Consider the following 18,638-nt stretch of genomic DNA (forward strand, 5'->3'; position numbering starts at 1 on the left):
CAGCGCCGCCCCGGGTGCCCGCGCGGAGTGTTGACCCGTCGGTATCCCGGGCGTCCAGTGCTTTGGCGGGCCGCCAATGCATTGGAGTCGTGCCCCTTTCGCGGGTAGGAGGGTGATAGTTCTCCGCATCCCTTTACCCTGGAAAGGACCTGACTCATGGCCTTCACGCTGCCTGAACTTCCGTACCGCAAGGACGCGCTCGCCCCTCACATCAGCGAGGAGACGCTGGAGTACCACTACGGCAAGCACCACCAGGCGTACGTGACGAACCTGAACAAGCTGCTCGACGGCAAGCCCGAGGCGAGCAAGTCCCTGGAGGAGGTCATCCTCTCCAGCGACGGCGGCGTGTTCAACAACGCGGCCCAGGTCTGGAACCACACGTTCTACTGGCACTGCATGAAGCCGAGCGGTGGAGGCCTGCCGACGGGTGACCTCGCCGCCGCCATCACCCGCGACTTCGGCTCCTTCGAGAAGTTCAAGGAGGAGTTCTCCCAGGCCGCCGCGACGCAGTTCGGCTCCGGCTGGGCGTGGCTGGTGCTGGACAAGGACAAGCTCGCCATCACCAAGACGGGCAACGCGGACCTGCCGATGAAGCACGGCCAGAAGGCGCTGCTCACCATCGACGTGTGGGAGCACGCGTACTACATCGACTTCCGCAACCAGCGGCCCAAGTACATCGAGACCTTCCTCACGCACCTGGTCAACTGGGACTTCGTCGCCCAGAACCTCAAGGCGCGCTGATTCCACACCCAGCGCCGCTTCATCGAGCACCGTGAAGCGGCTCTGGATGCGTGTTGGGACGGGTGTCGTCAGAAGGCGATGCCCGTCTGGATTTGCGGCGAGAAGCTGAAGCCCCCGTCGCCCGGTGCTCCGGTGACGAAGAAGGGCAGGTCCAGCTCCACGAACCACTTCAGGTGCTCGGTGATGGGGAAGCCCTTGATGATGATGGGCACCACGCCCATGTTGAACGGCACGCCCGCGCCGACCTGCATGGCGAGCCGCAGGCCGCCCTTGAACTGCCCGAAGTCGTAGATGACGCCCGGGTCCAGCACGATGCTGGTGCTGACGCTCGCGGGCCTGCCGCCATCCTCGAACCGCCAGCGACTGTAGGCGATGAACTCGAAGTCGAGCGCCCAGCGCTCGTTCAGGTGCAGGGTGATGCCCGGCGCCAGACCCAGGTCGAAGAAGTCCCCGAAGATGACGGTGGTGTCCTCGTCGGTGACGCTCAGGAAGGGAATCACCGCGGCGACGTGCCCGCCCACGCGAGGCCCCATCATCGCCGCCGCACCCGAGCCACCGGTGCCAGCCGCCTCCTCCTTCTTCTTCTCGTGCTTCTCCTTGTGGTGATGCCCCAGGGCCAGGTCGCCCGCGTCCGCCTCCGCGCTCCCAGGAGCGAACGCCGCGAGCGCCGCGAAGAGCCCACCCACTCCGACCTTCCCCCTCCAACTCAGCCCACCGCCCATGTCGCCGCTCTCCCCCGGGCGAAAGCCTCCGCCCCCTGTCCTGGCAGCCAGGAGGGTGGGGAGGCTCTCAAGTCAGGACAAGCCGGCTGGGACTCGGGGGTGATGGCCCGTTGGATTCTGACGCGCGGCTCAGGGCAGCTCGCAGTCGAGGAAGTCCTTCTCGAACACGGGGCCCAGGAGCATCCGCTTGCCGAAGACAGCGGCGGTGGCCGTTCCGGACGTCTGACTGCCATCGTCCAGGAACACCTCCGAGGCCTTCAGGTCCGCGCCCTTGCCCGTCAGGCGCAGCACCTGCGCGGGTGACCGGGTCTTTCCCGTCGGGTCGCCCGCATGGGAGGCGAAGTCGAGCAGCTTGGGATGGGAGGCAATCCAGAGGTTGCCCTCGGCATCCAGCTCGATGTTGTCCGGGCCGGAGTCCAGGTCGAGCGTCTTGAGCAGCGTCAGCGCGCCCGTCTTCGGGTCGCGCGCGTAGCTGCTCAGCGAGCGGCCCACGGACTGCGCCACGTACACCGTGCTCCCGTCCAGGGAGCGGTTGATGCCGTTGGCGTACTTCGTGCCCTGGATGACCTCCTGGAAGCGCTGGCCGTCGAAGTAGAGGACGTTGCCCTGGGCGAGCTGGAGGTAGTCCTCCACCCGCTGCTTCATGCCCGGCGGGTTGCCGTGGTCGTTCGTCACGTAGAAGCGCTGGGCGTCCATGGCGACCACGTCGTTGGGCGACACGAGCAGCGCGTCGCGAAACGTGGCCCGGTGAACCAGCAGGCCGTCCTCGCCGACCTCGAAGCGCTCGATGCGGTTGCCTTCGGCCTGGGTGTGGTTCACCACGAACAGCGTCTGTGCGCCGGACGGGTCCACGTGCAGGCTGATGCCGTGCGGATGGAAGTCGGTGGAGAAGCCGCCCGTCAGCAGCACCGGGGGCGCGGTGCCCGAAAGCTCGTAGCGGTAGATGCCGCCCGTCACGGGGCTCCCCGCCATCGTCGCGCGCCGGTCGTCCGAGGAGACGTAGGCGTAGCCCAGGCTCGGATGGAACGTGATGTCCTCCGCGCCCGGCATGCCCGACACGGGCTTGCACTTTCCGGGGGCGTGGGGAGAGAGGCTCTTGAACTGCCCGGCGTCCGAGAACGTCTTGAGGACGAGTCCGACAACCGCCACGAACAGCACACCCGCGATGATGAGGAGCTTCTTCATGATGCCTCGCCGGGAAATAAACGCGGCGAGGCTAGCAGGGCGCGAGTGGCGTCACACCGTGGGATTCAGGGCCCAGGAGAGCGCGTGGTCGGCGACCTCCTCCCAGCCCTCCTGGCTGCAGATGTAGTGCGAGCGGCCGGGGAACTCCTTGTAGGCCACGACTCCGCTGTTGTAGTGCCGCGCGTTCGACTTGTTGAGCGACGCCGGCATGATGTTGTCCTCGCTCCCCGCGATGAACAGCAGCGGCGCGCGGTCCTCCTTGTCGAAGTCCACCTTCGTCGCCGCATGCGGGTTGAAGTTGGCCAGCGCTCCGTCGAACAGGAAGCGGCCCGGCGCGGGGACGTGGTAGCGCTCGTAGACGGCCTGGGACTGCGCCTCCGTGAGCGTGTTGGTGAAGGCGTAGCGGAACTGCTCGTGGGTGAAGGGCACCGCGCGGTGACGGTTGGCGGGGTTGGCGAGGATGGGGAAGGTGGCCCTGAGCGTGGTGAATGGCAGCCGCAGCACGCCCTTCACCTGCACGGAGTCGATGGCGACGCCCGCGGCCCCGAGCCCCCGGTCCAACAGGATTTGCACCATGGCGCCACCGAACGAGTGGCCGATGAGGATGGGCGGACGCGGAAGCCCCCGGATGACCGTCTCCAGGTGGTGGGCCGTCTCTTCAATCGTGAGCTTCTCGATGGGGGACGGGTCCTCGCGCAGCGCCTCGACCTCCACTTCCAGGCCTGGATAGGCGGGCGCGAGCACCTTGTAGCCCCGCGCCTTGTAGCGCTCCACCCAGTGCTCCCAGCTCCGGGGCGTCATCCAGAGGCCGTGAATCAAGACAATCGTATCGGGGGACGTCGTGCTCATCGCGCTCTCGAGTCAGGAGGAGGGAAGCTCGCTTCCACTGTGCTCCCGCGCCACCTCGCGCACCTCCCCTGATGGAGGGAGGCCGCGCTCACCGGGCCTGTGCGACGGGGCGGGTCCTCAGCGCAGCCCGCCCACGAGCCGCCGCAGCCGGTGCCAGGTGCCTCTCGGAAAGTCCTGATACGCCGTCGCCGCGGGGACGCGCAGCTCGACCTCCGTCCCCGCGTTCTCCCGGCCCCGGATGTCCAACCGCGCGCCCAGCTTCACGGCCCGCTCGCGCATGCCCGACAGGCCCCAGTGTCCGGGCTTGCCGCCCGCCAGGAGGAAGGCCTCCTCGACTCCGCGCCCGTCGTCGCGCACGCGCAGGCGCAGCTGGGCGAAGTCATACGTCAACACCACCTCGATGCGCCGGGCGCCGGCGTGCTGGAACGCGTTCGCCAGGGCTTCGCGACCGATGCGGAAGACCTCGTCACGCACCACGGGGTCCAACGCGACGGGCGTGCCTTCCACCACCACGTGGAGCGCGGAGCGCCGCTCGTGCCCCAGTTCCTCTCCCAACTGGGTGAAGGCCGTGGACAGCTCCCCCGGGTCCACCGTCGTGGCGCGCAGGTCCATCACCCTGTCGCGCCCCTCGACGAGCACCTGGTCGGCGCGCTCCAGGGACTTCTCCATGGCCACGCGAGCCGGGTGTCCGGTGGGCACCATCTCCGCCGCCGCCTGGAAGCGCAGCACCAGCCCGTGGATGCCCTGCAGCAGCGTGTCGTGCAGCTCGCGCGCGATGCGCTCCCGCTCCAGATGGCGCTCCTCCAGCAGTCGCCGCAGGCGGGCCCGCACCTGCCGGAGCCGCAGCAGGTACAAGAGCCACAGCGCCACCGCGACGGCGGCGCCACACACCGCGCGGAACCACCACGTCTGGAAGAAGGCGGGCGGGAGGACGAACTCGAGCGCCGCCCCCGTCTCGTTCCAGACGCCGTCGTTGTTCGTGGCGAGCACCTGGAAGCGGTAGCGCCCCGGGGACAGGTGCGAATAGTACGCCTCGCGCCGGCCGCCCACGTCCTGCCACGCCGTGTCCACGCCTTCCAACCGGTAGCGGAACCGCACGCGCTCGGGGATGGAGAGGCTGAGCGCCGTGTAGTCGATTTCGATGTTCGTCGCCTGCTCACGCAGGCTGAGCGCGCCAGGGCCCGGGGTGAGCCATTGTCCATCCACGCGCACCGCATGGATGGCCACGGGCGGCGGCAACGGATTGCGGAAGATGCGCGTCGGGTCTATCCACACCACGCCGTTGCTGGTGGCGAACCACAGCCGTCCATCCGTTCCGCGCACCGCCGTGGGCAGCGGGCGCAGCAGGGTGGGCCGCGCCGGAAGGCCATCCAGGAAGTCGAAGCGCTCGCACCGCGCCGCACGGCCGGGCTCGGCGACGACGCGCGCCAGCTCGTCCGCGCGCAGGTGCAGGATGCCGGGAATCGCGTGGACCCACAGGCCTCCGTCTGGCAGCTCGACGATGGCGGAGACGCCGCGCAGGGGCTCCTCGTCCTCCACGTCGAGCGTGTGGAAGCGCTGCCCGTCGAAGTGCGCCAGGCCGAACTGCCCACCCACCCACAGCCGCTGGCCCGCGCTCAGCGAGGTGACGATGCCCAGCTCCAGGCCGTCCGCGCGGCCAAAGCGACGGACGTCCGTCCCCTCGACGCGGAGGAGCTCCTGCGTCTGCCCCAGCCAGACACGGCCCTGGGGGTCGGTGGCCGCGGCCATGATGCGCTCCCGGGCCCTCAGCTCCGTGCGCGCCTCCAGCGACGTCCAGGTCCCATCCCGCAACTGGTACAGGCCCCCTCCGACGAGCGCGGCCCAGAGCGTGCCTTGCGCGTCCTTCGTCATCGCGTGGATGTACGCGGGAGGAGGTGCCGGGAGGTCCGCGACGCGCAGGGGCTTGTCGTCCTGGATGCGCCAGAGGCCGTTCTCCGCGGCCAGCCACACCTGGCCATCCCGGTCCCTGTGGGTGGCGAGGATGGGGGCGCCGATGTCGAAGGTGTCCACCGTCCTGTCGCGCAGCCGCATCAGCGGCCGGTTGGTGGTGCCCGCCCAAAGGGCGCCGTCGTTTCCCGCCGCGATGGCGAAGTCATGCGAGCCGCGAGGGAACTCGGCCAGCACCAGGGTGCTGTGACGGAAGCGGTCCAGCCCGCCGCTGGTGCCCACCCAGAGGTTGCCCTCCCGGTCCTCGATGATGGGCCACGTGTAGTCGGAGCTGAGGCCGTCCCTCTCGGTGAAGGGCTCTCCGGCCTCGTCGAGCCGGGTGATGCGCCGCTCACCCCACTGCTCGGGATGCGCGATGCGGCGCACGCCGTCACCGAGCGACGTGGCCCACAGGCTCCCCTCGCGGTCGAACAGCACGCCCGCGGACTGGACCTCCAGCCTCCCCGCGCCAGGGTAGGGCTTGCCGCCCGGCAGTCCGATGGGGCGCACCGCGCCGGTGGGCTCGGCGACCCAGAGCGTGCCGTCGGGTGCCTGGGACATCAGGCTCACCCACTTCACGGTGATGCCCGTGTCGCGGAACGCGCGGCCGTGTTTCTCCAGGTGGTAGACCTTGTCGGCGAGCGCGAGCCAGAGCGCGCCGTCCCGGTCGACGAACATCGCGCGGCCCCGTTGCTCCGCCGCGGGCAGGCCCCAGGGCTCGGCGATGCGCTCCCACTGACTCCCGTTCAGGCGGTACACGCCGCGAAGGCTGGTGGAGGCCCAGAGCGCTCCCTGGGCATCGGTGGCGAACGAAGTCACCTGGGACAAGGGCAGGCCCTGGGCTTCGCCATACCGGGTGACCTGGCCTTCCTTCAGGCGCGCCAAGGTGCCATGGATGAAGCCAACCCACAGCGCGCCGTCGGGGGCGACATACAGCGTCTGGATGCTGCTGAAGGGCTGGCCATCGGGCGGCTCGAAGCGCCGGAAGTGGACGCCGTCGAAGCTGTACAGCGCCGCCGCCGAGGCCATCCACAGGAAGCCGTCCGGCGTCTGCGCCAGGGCGGAGACCTGTCCCGGCGCGCCGTCCTTCACCGTCCAGCGCGAGTGGTAGAACTGACCGATGCGTCGCTCGCGCCCGTTCACCTGCGCGACGGCGACCGTGCCAAGCAAGAGCGCGAGCAGGGCCAGCAGGCCCCCGGCGGCGCGCATCCCCGTGCTCCCGCGATGTGTGGACAGCCCTGGCATCGGCGCGCGCATCGCTACTTCGGCGGTGTGGACGTCTTCAAGCGTCCGCGCCCGTTCGACGAAGTTCTTCCAGAAGGAGTGGGGGCCATGGCGATTCCCGACAGGGGAGTGCCGGGATGCTAGCACCCGTGCACCAGCGGCGAGCAGCGCCGCCGGGTATGGCCCGGCCGCTCCCGGGAGAGCTCAGGGGGCCAGCGCCTGGCCGCCCATCACGGTGTCTCCCGACCGCGAGATTGCCAACCCGGTACCGGTGCCGCCGCCGAACATCGAATTGAAGCGTCCCATGGGCGCGAATCTGTCCGGCGAAAACGCCAATTCAATACTTGAGTAATCATGTTGCAAATAAAGGTGGAGGATGGGCGGCTTGCCATGCGCGGGCGAGGGCTGTTAGGCAGACGCCTCCTGTGTTCGTGGGGGTCGTCGCATGTCAGCCTGTTCCGTATCCGGGTTCCGTATCGTGGTTGCCCTCGCGGCGCTGCTGCTCGCCAGTGGTTGCACGGTGTATGTCAAACGCGGAGCCCCTCGTCCCAACATCGACCTCGCGGAGCAGCAGGCGACCCTGGGGCTGGTGCTGGAGTCGGCGGTGCGGGACCACTTCGTCGTCTCCAATGAGGCGGCTAACAAGCTGGACGTGGACCAGTGGCGCGGCACGCTCGAGGATGGCTTTCGCGTCGGGTTCGGCTCGGCCTTCCGGCTGGATGCCACGCCGGCGGACTTGAAGCTCCAGGTGCTCGAGGCGGAGCTGAGTTTCGCCGTCACGGACGCCAGCGTGGCGGCCGTCCAGGCGCAGATTCGTTACAAGGCGCGGCTGGTGGACGCCCAGGGCCAGGTGCTCAAGCGTTCGAGCGGGACGGTGACGTCCAAGCGCTCGGCGGGGTTACACCGCGCGGCCACGGTCCTGGCGGCGAACGCGGTGGAGTCCCTGTACGAGCAGATCAGCGCGGACTTCTTCACCGAGCAGGACAAGGGCGGCAGCGACAAGAAGGCCAGCGACAGCGCTTCGGCCACGGACGCGGCGTACTGAGCCGCCCTCCGACGCTGGAAGGCACCGCGCGGCTCGACGAGCGCCGCCGCCGCGCGGGCCTTCGGACTACAGCGTGAAGAGCGAGAGCACGAAGGTGTTCGTGCTCGGCACGTGGAGCACCGTCCCGTTCTGCAGCGGGGGCCGGTAGAAGGCGGAGGCGTCGTAGGCCCGGGCGCGCTCCAGGGACTTGCGCGTGGTGGCCGACAGCCAGCCCCCGTCGTTCAGCGTGGGCGGGGCGAGCTCCGTGGGCGTCAGCGTGGCCAGGAGCGCCTGGGCGTCCGCCTCCGAGTACTCCAGCACGGCAATCACTTCCCAGTCGGTGGGGCCCATACCCACCTTGCCTCGGATGGCCTTGCGCCATTGGACGGACACGGGGCGCCGGGGAAGGTTCACCACCTGCTCGAGTGAAGCGAGGTCGGTGCCCGTCTTGGCGGGTGAGGTCGCAACTTGGCTCATGGGGACGCTCGTGGGTGGGGAGTCCGAGTCCTTGCAGCCCGAGGCGGCACACGCCAGGACCAGGACTCCCCCGAGGATATGTCGGAACGTCGTGGGTTCAGCGGCCGGTCTCGATGGGAGTCGACGTGGCATTCTCGATGTCGCCCTGTCCCCAGGTCACCTTGCGCTGCACGGTGCCTGTCTGGGTGTACTGGTGCGCCAGTCCGGTCTGCTCGAAGCGCCCGTTGTCCGAGTCCGGGATGCCGGTGGCGATGTCCTTCTGATTGGGATTGAAGTTATACCGGTCCTCGGCGTGGACCGTCATGTCCATGGAGAACGAGGGCTTGTCACCCGGCTTGGCCGGCGGCGTGACGGTGACGGTGGCGCTATTCCAGATGCTGTGCCCGCCGATGGCCTTCTGCCAGTTCTCCGACTGGGGATACGGGAACTTGCCGTCGTTGCCACCCACGCCGATGGGGCCGCCGGTGAGCTGGAACGTCACGGGCTTGCCAGCCAGGGAGGGGTCCTTGGCGACCATGGCCGCGTATTGGGCCTCGGCGGCCTTCTGGGTGTCCTGGGTGGCGCTCTTCAGGACCTGCTTGCCGGACTCATCCTGGGTGACGAAGCGCTCGTAGTTGAACGTCCGGTCCTTCCCGTTGCCGTGCAGGAAGTGGTCATAGGCGGCGGTGCCGTCCCGGAGGTCCGGCCGGAAGGTCTTCGCGGCCTCGAGCTTCAGCTCCCACTTCGCCTTGGCGGCGTAGTCGGAGAAGGACGGGTCCTTCGTGGCGATGGGCTTGGTGTCCTTCGGGTCCGCGGGGTTCTGCAGGAAGCCGTTGTCGTGGTGGATGGGCGGGCGCGTGGCCGGACCCACCTGGTACTTCGCGGAAGTGGTGCCGTTGGTGGGCACCACCGGGTTGGTTCCGCCCGCGGGAGGCGAGCCGGCCAGGAGCTCCACGGGCTTGCTCTTGGCCGCGGCGTCCGCCGTCTCGAACTCGTCCTTGGGTGCGTTGACCTGGGCCTTCTTGTCCACGACGGGCTTCGGCGTGGGCTTCTCCTCGGGAGGCGGGAGGTAGACCTTCTTCGGGGTGCTTCCGGAGATGGGAGGAGTGCCCATGTGACGAGACCTCGACGGAGTCCATCCCGCGCGCGTGGCGTTGGCTTGTGAAGGCCCGGAATGGAAGGGGTGTGAGAACTGCGCTTGTCTGGGTTATCGGCCCACATCGGTTCCAGGTTGCGTGGCTTCAGCGGTATGTCGTGGATGTCATTGCGGGGCTGCCCCGGAGGGTGGTGGGAGTGTCCTCCAGGCATCACTCCCCGCCTTGCGGTCCTGGAGGGGCCCGAGGATGCTCGTCCCCGGGAGGCGTCATGGTGGGGGCCGGCGAGCCCGCACCGGCGGGGCGAGAGCATGGACCTGGAAGAGTTGCGTGCCTTTGTCGGTGTCGCGGAGACGGGTTCGTTCCTGGCCGCGGCGGACTCCCTCGCGGTGTCGCGGACGACCTTGCGGCGGCGCGTGGAGGCGCTGGAGGCACGCGCCGGGGTGCCGCTGCTCAAGAGCACCCGGACGGGCATCGTCCTGACGGAGGCGGGGGAGATGCTCGCCCGTCGTGGCCGGCTGATGATGCAGGAGACGAGCGCGCTGGTGGCCTCGCTGCGCGAGGTGGGCCAGGCGCCCTCCGGTGTTCTGCGGGTGGTGTTGCCGGTGGGCTTGCCGCCGCACCTGCTCGCGCCCCTCTTCGCGCTGCTGCGGGCCACGTATCCGCTGCTGCGCGTGCATGCGAGCTTCAGTGATGATCCGCTGGCGGAGCCGCTCGACAACGTGGACCTGGCGGCGCACTTCGGAGAGGGGCTGCCCCGGGGGCCCTGGATGTCCCAGGTGGTGTTGCGGGTGCGCGAGGGGCTCCTGGCCAGCGAGGACTACCTGCGTCGGCGCGGTATCCCTGGCACGGTGGAGGAGCTGGAGGGTCATGAGCTGTTGTCCTGGCAGGCGCCGGGCGACGACGCGTGCCTGTGGCCCCAGCTCCGGGGGCCTTCGTTCCAGGTGGAGCCCGCCCTCGTGTCGTCGGACATCCACTTCATCCGGGTGTGTTGTCTGGCCGGGCAGGGCATTGGCCTGATTCCCAGCGTGGCGTTCGCGGACCCGGGCGAAGGGGAGGGCGCGCTGGTGCCCGTGCTCGCGGACGTGGTGGGCCGCGAGCGGCCCCTGCGCCTCAGTGTCCCGGAGGCGCTCTCTGAGATTCCCAAAATCAAGCAGGTGCTCTCACACATCCGCCGCTTCCTCGAACCCCTGTGAGGTGAGGCTCGTGGGGCGAATCCGGCCATCGGGTGTCCATCTTCGGCCATCCCCGGCTTCGGACATCCACGCTACGGATGAGGGCGTCCTTTCGTGCCGGAGCCCGCCATGCGAACGCCACTGCTCTTCACCCTCGCCACCACCACGTTGCTGACGCTGTCCGCGCACGCGAAGGACCCGGCGCTCGGCGCGACGACCTTCACCGTCTACGAGGCCTTCCTCAGCCCCGCGCAGGAGCCCGGCGAGGAGTCCGAGACGCCGAAGCTCCTGGAGAAGAGCCTGGGGGCCACGGCGCCCTCGACGCCTCGCGAGGCCCGCAAGTCCCGGGGCCATGGCGTGCTGAAGTTCTCCAAGGACCTGACGCGCGCCTACGTCGAGTTCGAGATGAAGGGCGTCAACCCCGCTGACATCCTCATGTTCCACATCCACTGCGGTCCGCCCGGCGTGCTCGGGCCCGTGGTGGTGGACTTCGGGGAGCTGGGCAACCTGTCGAAGACGCTCGCGGAGGGCCGCCTGACGGTGGAGCTCACCCACGCGAATGTCGTCTTCATCAAGGACATGAAGGGCATGAAGCCCGGGCTGCCGGAGAGCTGTCCCGCCGAGCTGGGCTTCCTGGCGCAGACGAAGACGCTGGCCAGCCTGGAGTCGCTCGCGCGCAAGGGCGTGCTCTACTTCAACCTGCACACCAAGGCGCATACCTACTACGGCGAGATGCGCGGGCAGCTCTATCCCGCCGAACCCTGAGGCGCGCGTCGCGGCTCGGGTAGTCTTGGGCGCGTGACGTCCGCTCCGAGCCCTTCGCCTGTCCCCTCCTCCCCGTCGCGCACCCGCCTGCTCTCGCTGGGGCTGGCGGTGCTGGTGATTCCGCTGGGGCTGGCGTCGCGTAGGAAGTCGCTGCCGTGGCCCTCCTTCTTCGCCACCTACGCGGGCGACACGCTGTGGGCGCTCCTGGTGTTCCTGCTGCTGCGCTTCCTCGCCCCACGCCGCTCCGCGCTCGCCGTGGCCGCCGTCGCGCTCGCGTTCTCCTTCGGCATCGAGTTCAGCCAGGGCTATCACGCGCCCTGGCTGGATGCCGCGCGCCGCACGCTGCCGGGGCGACTGGTGTTGGGGGCGGGGTTCCTCTGGAGCGACCTCGTCTGTTATTCGGTCGGCGTGCTGCTGGGCGTGGGGCTCGACGTGGCGCTGCTGACCCGCAGGACGCCGGAGAAAGCCGCACCTTCCGTCGATATGGGCAGACCTTCATCGCGTTGATGTCAGGGCCGGGGCCGACATCATGGATGGAGAATCATGACGAATGTCGTGAGAGGTGCGCTCGTGGCCTCGCTGTTCCTGAGCGTTGGCGGGGGTTGTGCGCAGGAGGTCGTCCCCGTCGAGGGAGTGCCTGTCAATCTGGGCCCTTCGCAGGTCCTCGAGGACCATGGGGACTTGGCCCCGGAGCCCCTGGCCGTCTGTCCATTGCTGCCTCGCGACGGCGCCGCCGCCGAGTGCGGCACGCTGGAGTCCTTCGACCTGTCCGCGTGTGAGCGAGACTCGCTGACGAGGCTGGAGGCCAACGGCCACTTCACCGTGCATGGCATTGGCAACGACATCCGAGAGAACGCCAACAGCCAGTTCACCGGGTCGATGAACTTCCGGCCGGGGGAAGGGGTCCGCTACGGCGGATATCCCATGCGCGAGGCCCGGGTGGAGGGGAACGCGTTCTTCCTCTCCAACCACGGCACGCTCCCGGACGGCAGGGCCTTCCGGTCCTCCTTCGTGGGTTGCAAGGCGCCGAACCCGAGCCGGGTGACGGGGTGCTACGCGGTCTGCCTCGCCGGCGTTCCCAGCTTCCAGGCCACCTTCGAGGCGGAGAAGGTCCAGTGGCGCGCGGGCGAGGCGGAGGCCTCGAAGCTCACCCTGGTGGGTGAGGGCGTGGTGAACCAGGGCATCGTCGCGGACGTCTTCGTCACCAAGGGGCACGCGTATGTCGTCTCGCTGGAGAGCGCCCTCGCGGGGCCCGGCGGGCTCTTCGTCTATGATTTGAGTGACCGCTCCGCGCCCCGGCTCGTGAGCAGCATCACGTACCCGGGCGACAGCTACTGGAACGCCGTGTGGGCCAAGGACGATGCGCTCTACGTCGCCAGCGCGGCCCGGGGCCTGCTCGTCTTCGACATCGCCGAGCCGGCGAACCCGAAGCTGCTGCGCTCGCTGCCCGATGGTCGCCCCATCGATGCGCACACGATTCATGGCGACCTCAACCGGCTCTATGTCATGTCCGCCTCGCCCACGCCGGAGACGCTCATCTTCGACGTGAAGAACGCGAGAGAGCCCGTGCTGCTCGGCCGCTACGCGGACCCGAGCGTGAACCCCCTGGTTGCTTCGTTCCCCCATGACGCCACGTCGTGGGGAGATCGCCTCTTCGTCAATCACTGGTCCGCGGGGTTGCTGGTGCTCGACGTGAGCGACCCGACGAACGTGGTGAAGCGGGGGGAGTATGTCTATCCGCGCGCCACCAGCCACACGAACCGCTGGCACTACGTGAACAACCGGCTCATCGTCTTCGAGGGCGGTGAGGACTGGGGCGCGCATGTCCGGGCGCTCGACATGACCGACCTGGACAAGCCCGTGCTCATTGGTGAGTACCGCCTCTCTCCGGGCGTCTCCATCCACAACATGGAGCTGAAGGGCAACCTGCTCTACCTCGCCCACTATCAGCACGGGGTGCGGGTGCTGGACGTGTCGCGTCCCTCGGAGATGCGGGAGGTCGCCTACTTCAATACCTGGCGGGGGACTGACCGGGCTCGCGGCACCCTGTTCTATGACGGCGCCATCGGCATGCGCATCCCGGGCGATGGCCATGTCTATGTCATCGACACCTCGCGCGGCCTGCTCATCTTCGACGAGCTGTAGCCGGTAGGCGGAAGTCCTTCACCGGAGGCTGGCGACGGCGGGCCTCCGGTGTTGAACGAATGGACCGGGCGCGGGTACCAGACTGCTCGGGCACGTAGCCCTTGGCGGGCCATCTGCCATACGCTTCGCCCAGGGTGCCGGTGGTCGAACATGGATTCCTCGGGGGGAGGGTCGCGGGCTGATGCTCCGGACGCCGTCCTTTCGGGGAAACGGAAAGGTGGCCTCGATGCTTCGCAATGGGTGTTTGTCGTTGTTGTTGTTCGTGCTCGTCGGCTGCGGCTCACGACACCACGGTCCGACGGTGCATGAGCGCCGTGCCGCCATTCGCGCCGTACATGCGCAGAAGTACGGTTCGAGTGACGGCTTCCAGTCCACGTCCTGGGGCATGACGCGCGACCAGGTCCGGGCGATGTACCCGGGCACGCAGGAGACCTCGCGCGGAGACCTGGTCCTCACCACGGCACTGGCGGAGCACCCCGCCCAGGTGTTCTTCCTCTTCGCGGACGGGCGCCTGGGCTCCGTCTTCGTGCGCTTCGCGACCCCCTCGGACGTGCGCAATGACCACCAGGAGGTGGTGGAGTTGCTGACCTCCAAGTACGGCCGCGCCGCCAAGCGCGGCTCATCGCGACGCGTGCAGAGGTACCGCGAGTCGCTCGACCTCGCGTGGCTGCTCTCCCAGAGCGCTCCGCCCGTACCCTCGAACTTCCCCGCCGCCACGGAGTCGGGAGCGCAGGTCGCGGGGGCTCCGCCTGATGGCGCACCCATCAACTTCCCCGCGCCCACGGAGTCGGGAACGCAGGTCGCGGGAGCTCCGCCCGACGGGGCGCTCGCGAACTTCCCCGCGCCCACGGAGTCCGGAGCGCAGGTCGCGGGAGCTCCGCCCGACGGCGCACCCACGAACTTCCCCGCGCCCACGGAGTCCGGAGCGCGGGTGTCCGAGGGACAGCCTCCGCTGGTCGAGGCGACGACGGCGGGGGACTCGCTGGACGAGGATGACTCGAGGGACACGGCCGTGGCCTCGGCGCCTGAAGAGAGCGCCGCCTCCGAGTCGGAGGCGCCCGAGCTGTTCGGTCCCATCTCGGAGCCCGAGGTGAGCATCTCCCGCCGTGGCTTCGTGGTCGTCGCCAACTGGAAGGCGTGGGAGACGACCGTGCGCCTCGTGGGCTACCAGTTCTCCCGGGAGCGGCTGCTCACGCTCCACTACGAGAGCCCCGAGTACGCGGAGGCGATTCGCGATGGATTGGAGCACCTCCAGAGGCAGCAGCGCCGCTCCAGGGCCCGGGACTTCTAGCCGCGCCCCCAGGTGCCCCTCGTCTGGAATGAGAGGGGCACCGCAGGGCCTCCGCCTGGCCCGATTGTTCGCCCCGGCGGAACTGTGATGCCGGTTCCCAGGGCATTATTTCGCGGAGGCGAAGGCCCATTGTTTCTCCCATGCCGGCGACGAAACGCCGGACAGGAGAAACGACATGAATGCACAGACCCCGAAGGTGGCCCTCGTCACCGGCGCTTCCCGAGGTATCGGCGCCGCCGTCGCGAGGCGGCTGGCCCAGGACGGCTTCACCGTCATCGTCAACTACGCGGAGTCCGCCGCGCCCGCGGAGGCGTTGGTCCGCGAGATTGAGCAGGCGGGCGGCAAGGCCCTGGCCGCCCGGGCGGATGTCAGCCAGAGCGCGGACGTGCGGCGCCTGTTCGACGCGGCCGAGACGGCGTTCGGCGGCGTGGACGTGCTCGTCAACAACGCGGGCATCATGAGCCTCTCCACGCTGGCGGACACCGACGACGCCGTGTTCGAGCGGCAAATCGCGGTCAACCTCCAGGGCACCTTCAACACCCTGCGGGAAGCGGCCCGGCGGCTGCGCGACGGCGGGCGCATCATCAACTTCTCCTCCAGCGTGGTGGGCCTGCTGCAGCCGACCTACGGCGTGTACGCGGGCACCAAGGCGGCGGTGGAGGCGATGACGAGCGTGCTGGCCAAGGAGCTGCGCGGACGGAACATCACCGTCAACGCCGTGGCCCCGGGTCCCACCGCCACGGACCTGTTCCTCAAGGGCAAGCCCCAGGACCTCGTCGACCGCCTGGCGAAGCTCGCGCCGCTGGAGCGACTGGGCCAGCCCACGGACATCGCCGCCACCGTCGCCTTCCTCGCTGGCCCCGACGCCGGCTGGGTCAACGGGCAGGTGCTGCGCGCCAACGGCGGAATCATCTGAGCGCGGGGCGCGGGCTCACGGCGAGCCGTTCACGTCCACGTAGGCGCGGCGGGCTGGCACGGAGACGAGGCGTCCTTCCGGCATCACGTAGGCCGTGAGGCGCCCGCCGTACACGCAGCCCGAGTCCAGGCCCACCGCATGCGAGTGCTGCTGCACGCCGCGCATGGCGTCGTGGCCGAAGATGACCAGCTCCGGGCCCTTCCAGCAGCTGGCCCAGGGCACGCCGCCATCCACGCGCTTCGACGGCGTCCCGTCCGGGGCGATGCTGCGCAGGTTGAGCAGTTCATCCGCGCGCTGCGCTTCCAGCGGGACTCCTGGCACCAGCCCTCCGTGCACCGCGAGGACATTCAGGTCCGGGAAGCGGCGATACAGCGGCTGGGCCTCCAGGTACGTCCAGTCCTCGGCCGTCAGCGTCTCCAGGACCTGTCGGTGCTCCTTGCCCAGCTTCTTGCCCTCGGGGGCGTGTCCCGTGTGCCAGCGCAGCACGTGCGCGTCGTGGTTGCCTCGCACCGCGAGCAGCCCGCGCTCGCGAGCGCACCGCACCACGCCCGCGGAGTCCGGCCCCTTCGCCACCAGGTCGCCCACCAGCACCACGCGGTCGTCCGGCCGCCAGCCACACACGGCCAGCAGCGCGTTCAGCTCCTCCGCGCAGCCATGGACGTCTCCGATGAAGAGCGTTCGCATCCCGCCTCTTCTTTAATTCGCTTCGACGCCCCGGGGAACCCTCCCGGGAGGTGCGGGGTCCGCGGCGTCAGTCCGCTTTCGAGCGCAGCAGGCGGCTGAGATTCACGTCGAGCTGGCTGGAGATGAGGCGCAACACACTGTCGAGCTGGGAGCCGGTGAGGCGCAGCCGCTCGGTGAGCAACCGTCGGGTCTCCTGGAGCAGCGCGTCCTGCGCGGCCACCACCCACCGCGCCGCGGTGGAGCGATGCACTCCGTAGAGCGCGCCGAGCTGGTCGATGCTCAGCCCGTCCAGGTACTTCAGGCGCAGGAAGTTGCGCTGACGGGGCTCCAGGACTCCGAGCGCCGCGGAGAACGAGGTGCTGAACTCCGCGCGGTACGTGTTCTTGAGATAGAGCAGCTCCGGGTCGTCCCCCGGCGCCACGAGCAGCGACAAGTCACCATCATCCGCCTGGGGATGTCCGCTGCGCTGGCGCTGCCAGTCGAGCGCGAGCCACAGCGCCGCGGCCCGCACCCACCCGCTGAGCGGGCCCGTCCCCGGGTAGGCGGCCAGCCGTGCGGGAGAGTCGGCGCTGCCCACGAGCATGCGCTGGCGCAGCAACTGGCGGACCTCGTCGAGCCCCGTGGGCGGCAGCTTCAGCCGCGCGACGGCCGCGTTCACCTCGGGCAGGAAGCTCGACTCGAAGGCGTTCAGCGCGGAGGGCAGCCGGTCCGCGGCGGCGCGAGCCAGGTACACGTCCGGGAGGTGGAACTTCTCCACGTCCTCGGAGGGTGCCTGTGTGGGGAGCAGCCGCGCCAGATGACTGACGAAGCGCACGCCCTCCAGCTCCACCCCGGGCCAGGCCGCGCGCGCGGTGGTCAATGCACGCGTCAGCCGCTCCTGCAGCAGGGGCAGCGACGACTCCGGCGCGGAGGAAACACCACGCGCGGCGATGAAGGCCTGGGCCAGGGAAACGTCCGGGGGGGACACGCCGTGGGACGATAGCACCCCCCTCGCGTAATCCGGATTCAACCATTTCCGAAGTGAACTCTTGTTTGCCTGGGTTCGCTGATGGAGGAGGGCTCCGGGACAACAGGTATGACAAGGGGTGGGCCCGGACGGTCCCCCGGTGCGCCTGCTCCATACGCGGGCGCCTGTGTCCCAGGGGCCGCGAAGCCCATGGCCCGTCCATTGCTGGTATGGGGCGGGAGTCGACGTGGTGGAGGTGAACGTGGAGTCAATTGGCGGCGGGCCCGGGGATGCGGCCCATACCTCGTGGTTGGAGCTGAGCGCGGGGGCGCTCAAGCACAACGTGGAGGTGTTCCGGGCGCTGGAGGGGCGGGGAGGGACGTCGCGGTCGCTGGGCGTGGTGCTCAAGGGCAACGCCTACGGGCACGGGCTGGCGCAGGTGCTGCCGCTGGTCCACGGGCTGGTGGACCTCCTGTATTTCATCGCGCCGCAGGACGCGCTGAAGGTGCGTGAGCACGAGCGGGCCCAGGGCCTGTCTCCCCGGCAGGTGGTGGTGCTGGGCGCGGTGGGTCCGCACGAGGCGGTGGTGCTGGCGCGCGAGGGGGTGGAGGTGGTGGTGGCGGACCGTGGCTGGGAAGACGCGGTGCCGGTGCTGCGCGCGGCGAAGCTGGAGCGGCCGCTGCGGGTCCACGTCCACATCGACACGGGCCTGGGGCGCGAGGGCTTCACGCTGGAGCAGATTCCGCGCGAGACACAGTTCCTGGTCGACGCGCGGGACGTGCTGGAGGTGGTGGGCGGGCTGAGCCACTTCGCCAACACGGAGGACGTGACGGAGCAGGGCTACGCGCTGGCGCAGGTGGACGCGTTCGAGACGGGGCTTCGGCTCTTGTCGGGACAGCTGGGCGAGGGGCGGGTGCTGCAGCGGCACATCGCCGCGAGCGCCGCGGCGCTGGTGTTGCCCCGGGCGCGCTACGAGGCGCAGCGGGTGGGAATTTCGCTGTATGGGCTGTGGCCTTCGGCGGAGACGCGGCTGTCGGCGCGGCTGGTGTTGGGCGAGGTGCCGGTGCTCAAGCCGGTGTTGTCGTGGCGGTGCCGAAGCCAGGTGGTGAAGTGGCTGCCCGCGGACAGCTATGTGGGCTACGGCTGCACCTATCGGACGTCGGAGCCCACGCGCATCGCGGTGCTGCCCGTGGGCTACTACGACGGCTATCCACGGCTGGCCTCGGGCAAGGCGCACGTGCTGGTGAACGGGCGGCGGTGCGCGGTGCTGGGCCGGGTGATGATGAACCACCTCATCGTCGACGTGACGCGCGCCACGCATGACGAGCGCCCCGTGACGGCGACGTTGATGGGGCGCGAAGGCGACGAGTCCATCAGCGCCGAGTCGCTCGCCAACTGGGCGCAGACGCTGCACTACGAGATTGTCGCGCGCCTGGGCGCGCACCTGCGGCGCGTGGTGGTGGAGTAGCGCCGC

The 18,638-nt window shown here is 69.4% G+C and carries 17 protein-coding genes; 9 read left to right on the forward strand and 8 right to left on the reverse strand.

Annotated features, from left to right (window positions below; translation table 11 throughout):
- Positions 1–156 precede the first annotated feature (156 nt).
- Positions 157–741 carry a superoxide dismutase gene (locus HUA74_RS05755; protein WP_174453740.1) on the forward strand — a complete coding sequence of 195 codons (585 nt, stop codon included), beginning with the start codon at positions 157–159 and terminating at the stop codon, positions 739–741.
- A gap of 68 nt (positions 742–809) precedes the next feature.
- Here the strand turns inward: HUA74_RS05755 and HUA74_RS05760 are convergent, their stop codons facing one another.
- From HUA74_RS05760 to HUA74_RS05775, 4 genes are all read right to left on the reverse strand, one after another.
- On the reverse strand, positions 810–1,427 hold the full coding sequence (locus HUA74_RS05760) for a hypothetical protein (RefSeq protein ID WP_174453741.1): 618 nt from the start codon (positions 1,425–1,427) through the stop codon (positions 810–812).
- A 165-nt stretch (positions 1,428–1,592) separates the two neighbouring features.
- Positions 1,593–2,648 (reverse strand): SMP-30/gluconolactonase/LRE family protein, encoded by a 1,056-nt coding sequence (locus HUA74_RS05765; RefSeq protein ID WP_174453742.1) that lies wholly within the window; start codon positions 2,646–2,648, stop codon positions 1,593–1,595.
- Between the two features lie 51 nt (positions 2,649–2,699).
- Positions 2,700–3,497, reverse strand: coding sequence for an alpha/beta hydrolase (locus HUA74_RS05770; protein WP_174453743.1), 798 nt, complete (start codon positions 3,495–3,497; stop codon positions 2,700–2,702).
- A gap of 117 nt (positions 3,498–3,614) precedes the next feature.
- Positions 3,615–6,653, reverse strand: coding sequence for a sensor histidine kinase (locus tag HUA74_RS05775; protein WP_174453744.1), 3,039 nt, complete (start codon positions 6,651–6,653; stop codon positions 3,615–3,617).
- Positions 6,654–7,113: 460 nt separating this feature from the next.
- Between HUA74_RS05775 and HUA74_RS05780 the strand changes: the two genes are divergently transcribed.
- On the forward strand, positions 7,114–7,713 hold the full coding sequence (locus HUA74_RS05780; RefSeq protein WP_174453745.1) for a hypothetical protein: 600 nt from the start codon (positions 7,114–7,116) through the stop codon (positions 7,711–7,713).
- 66 nt (positions 7,714–7,779) lie between these two features.
- On the opposite strand, the gene HUA74_RS05785 is transcribed toward HUA74_RS05780, so the two are convergent.
- Both HUA74_RS05785 and HUA74_RS05790 read right to left on the reverse strand, forming a co-directional pair.
- Positions 7,780–8,169 carry a hypothetical protein gene (locus HUA74_RS05785; RefSeq protein WP_141642596.1) on the reverse strand — a complete coding sequence of 130 codons (390 nt, stop codon included), beginning with the start codon at positions 8,167–8,169 and terminating at the stop codon, positions 7,780–7,782.
- Positions 8,170–8,266: 97 nt separating this feature from the next.
- Positions 8,267–9,262 (reverse strand): hypothetical protein, encoded by a 996-nt coding sequence (locus HUA74_RS05790; RefSeq protein WP_141642597.1) that lies wholly within the window; start codon positions 9,260–9,262, stop codon positions 8,267–8,269.
- Between the two features lie 291 nt (positions 9,263–9,553).
- Between HUA74_RS05790 and HUA74_RS05795 the strand changes: the two genes are divergently transcribed.
- The 6 genes from HUA74_RS05795 (at position 9,554) to HUA74_RS05820 (ending at position 15,534) form a co-directional block, all read left to right on the forward strand.
- A complete protein-coding gene (locus HUA74_RS05795) occupies positions 9,554–10,438 on the forward strand; it encodes a LysR family transcriptional regulator (protein WP_174453746.1) in 885 nt (294 codons plus the stop codon).
- Positions 10,439–10,546: 108 nt separating this feature from the next.
- Entirely contained in the window at positions 10,547–11,182 is a 636-nt protein-coding gene (locus tag HUA74_RS05800) for a CHRD domain-containing protein (RefSeq protein ID WP_141642599.1), read from the forward strand.
- A gap of 33 nt (positions 11,183–11,215) precedes the next feature.
- A complete protein-coding gene (locus HUA74_RS45430) occupies positions 11,216–11,689 on the forward strand; it encodes a DUF2809 domain-containing protein (protein ID WP_217443368.1) in 474 nt (157 codons plus the stop codon).
- A gap of 36 nt (positions 11,690–11,725) precedes the next feature.
- Complete coding sequence (locus HUA74_RS05810) at positions 11,726–13,327, forward strand: LVIVD repeat-containing protein (protein ID WP_174453747.1); 1,602 nt, start codon at positions 11,726–11,728, stop codon at positions 13,325–13,327.
- Positions 13,328–13,553: 226 nt separating this feature from the next.
- The gene (locus HUA74_RS05815; RefSeq protein WP_174453748.1) at positions 13,554–14,618 is read left to right on the forward strand and encodes a hypothetical protein; all 1,065 of its coding nucleotides are present in this window, start codon (positions 13,554–13,556) and stop codon (positions 14,616–14,618) included.
- Positions 14,619–14,793: 175 nt separating this feature from the next.
- Positions 14,794–15,534: an SDR family oxidoreductase gene (locus HUA74_RS05820; RefSeq protein WP_174453749.1), complete on the forward strand. Its 741-nt coding sequence runs from the start codon at positions 14,794–14,796 to the stop codon at positions 15,532–15,534.
- A 15-nt stretch (positions 15,535–15,549) separates the two neighbouring features.
- On the opposite strand, the gene HUA74_RS05825 is transcribed toward HUA74_RS05820, so the two are convergent.
- Positions 15,550–16,218, reverse strand: a complete 669-nt coding sequence (locus tag HUA74_RS05825; protein WP_174453750.1) for a metallophosphoesterase — start codon at positions 16,216–16,218, stop codon at positions 15,550–15,552.
- 67 nt (positions 16,219–16,285) lie between these two features.
- On the reverse strand, positions 16,286–17,185 hold the full coding sequence (locus tag HUA74_RS05830) for a transcriptional regulator (RefSeq protein WP_246137161.1): 900 nt from the start codon (positions 17,183–17,185) through the stop codon (positions 16,286–16,288).
- 226 nt (positions 17,186–17,411) lie between these two features.
- Between HUA74_RS05830 and alr the strand changes: the two genes are divergently transcribed.
- The gene (gene alr, locus HUA74_RS05835; RefSeq protein ID WP_174453751.1) at positions 17,412–18,632 is read left to right on the forward strand and encodes an alanine racemase; all 1,221 of its coding nucleotides are present in this window, start codon (positions 17,412–17,414) and stop codon (positions 18,630–18,632) included.
- Positions 18,633–18,638 lie beyond the last annotated feature (6 nt).

This window comes from Myxococcus sp. CA051A (assembly GCF_013336705.1).
GTDB lineage: Bacteria > Myxococcota > Myxococcia > Myxococcales > Myxococcaceae > Myxococcus > Myxococcus llanfairpwllgwyngyllgogerychwyrndrobwllllantysiliogogogochensis.

Coding starts and splice junctions, on each gene's coding strand:
- HUA74_RS05755 (WP_174453740.1), top strand. CDS start 157: ATGGCCTTCACGCTGCCTGAACTTCCGTACCGCAAGGACGCGCTCGCC.
- HUA74_RS05765 (WP_174453742.1), bottom strand. CDS start 2,648: ATGAAGAAGCTCCTCATCATCGCGGGTGTGCTGTTCGTGGCGGTTGTC.
- HUA74_RS05770 (WP_174453743.1), bottom strand. CDS start 3,497: ATGAGCACGACGTCCCCCGATACGATTGTCTTGATTCACGGCCTCTGG.
- HUA74_RS05775 (WP_174453744.1), bottom strand. CDS start 6,653: ATGCGCGCCGCCGGGGGCCTGCTGGCCCTGCTCGCGCTCTTGCTTGGC.
- HUA74_RS05780 (WP_174453745.1), top strand. CDS start 7,114: ATGTCAGCCTGTTCCGTATCCGGGTTCCGTATCGTGGTTGCCCTCGCG.
- HUA74_RS05785 (WP_141642596.1), bottom strand. CDS start 8,169: ATGAGCCAAGTTGCGACCTCACCCGCCAAGACGGGCACCGACCTCGCT.
- HUA74_RS05790 (WP_141642597.1), bottom strand. CDS start 9,262: ATGGGCACTCCTCCCATCTCCGGAAGCACCCCGAAGAAGGTCTACCTC.
- HUA74_RS05795 (WP_174453746.1), top strand. CDS start 9,554: ATGGACCTGGAAGAGTTGCGTGCCTTTGTCGGTGTCGCGGAGACGGGT.
- HUA74_RS05800 (WP_141642599.1), top strand. CDS start 10,547: ATGCGAACGCCACTGCTCTTCACCCTCGCCACCACCACGTTGCTGACG.
- HUA74_RS05810 (WP_174453747.1), top strand. CDS start 11,726: ATGACGAATGTCGTGAGAGGTGCGCTCGTGGCCTCGCTGTTCCTGAGC.
- HUA74_RS05815 (WP_174453748.1), top strand. CDS start 13,554: ATGCTTCGCAATGGGTGTTTGTCGTTGTTGTTGTTCGTGCTCGTCGGC.
- HUA74_RS05820 (WP_174453749.1), top strand. CDS start 14,794: ATGAATGCACAGACCCCGAAGGTGGCCCTCGTCACCGGCGCTTCCCGA.
- HUA74_RS05825 (WP_174453750.1), bottom strand. CDS start 16,218: ATGCGAACGCTCTTCATCGGAGACGTCCATGGCTGCGCGGAGGAGCTG.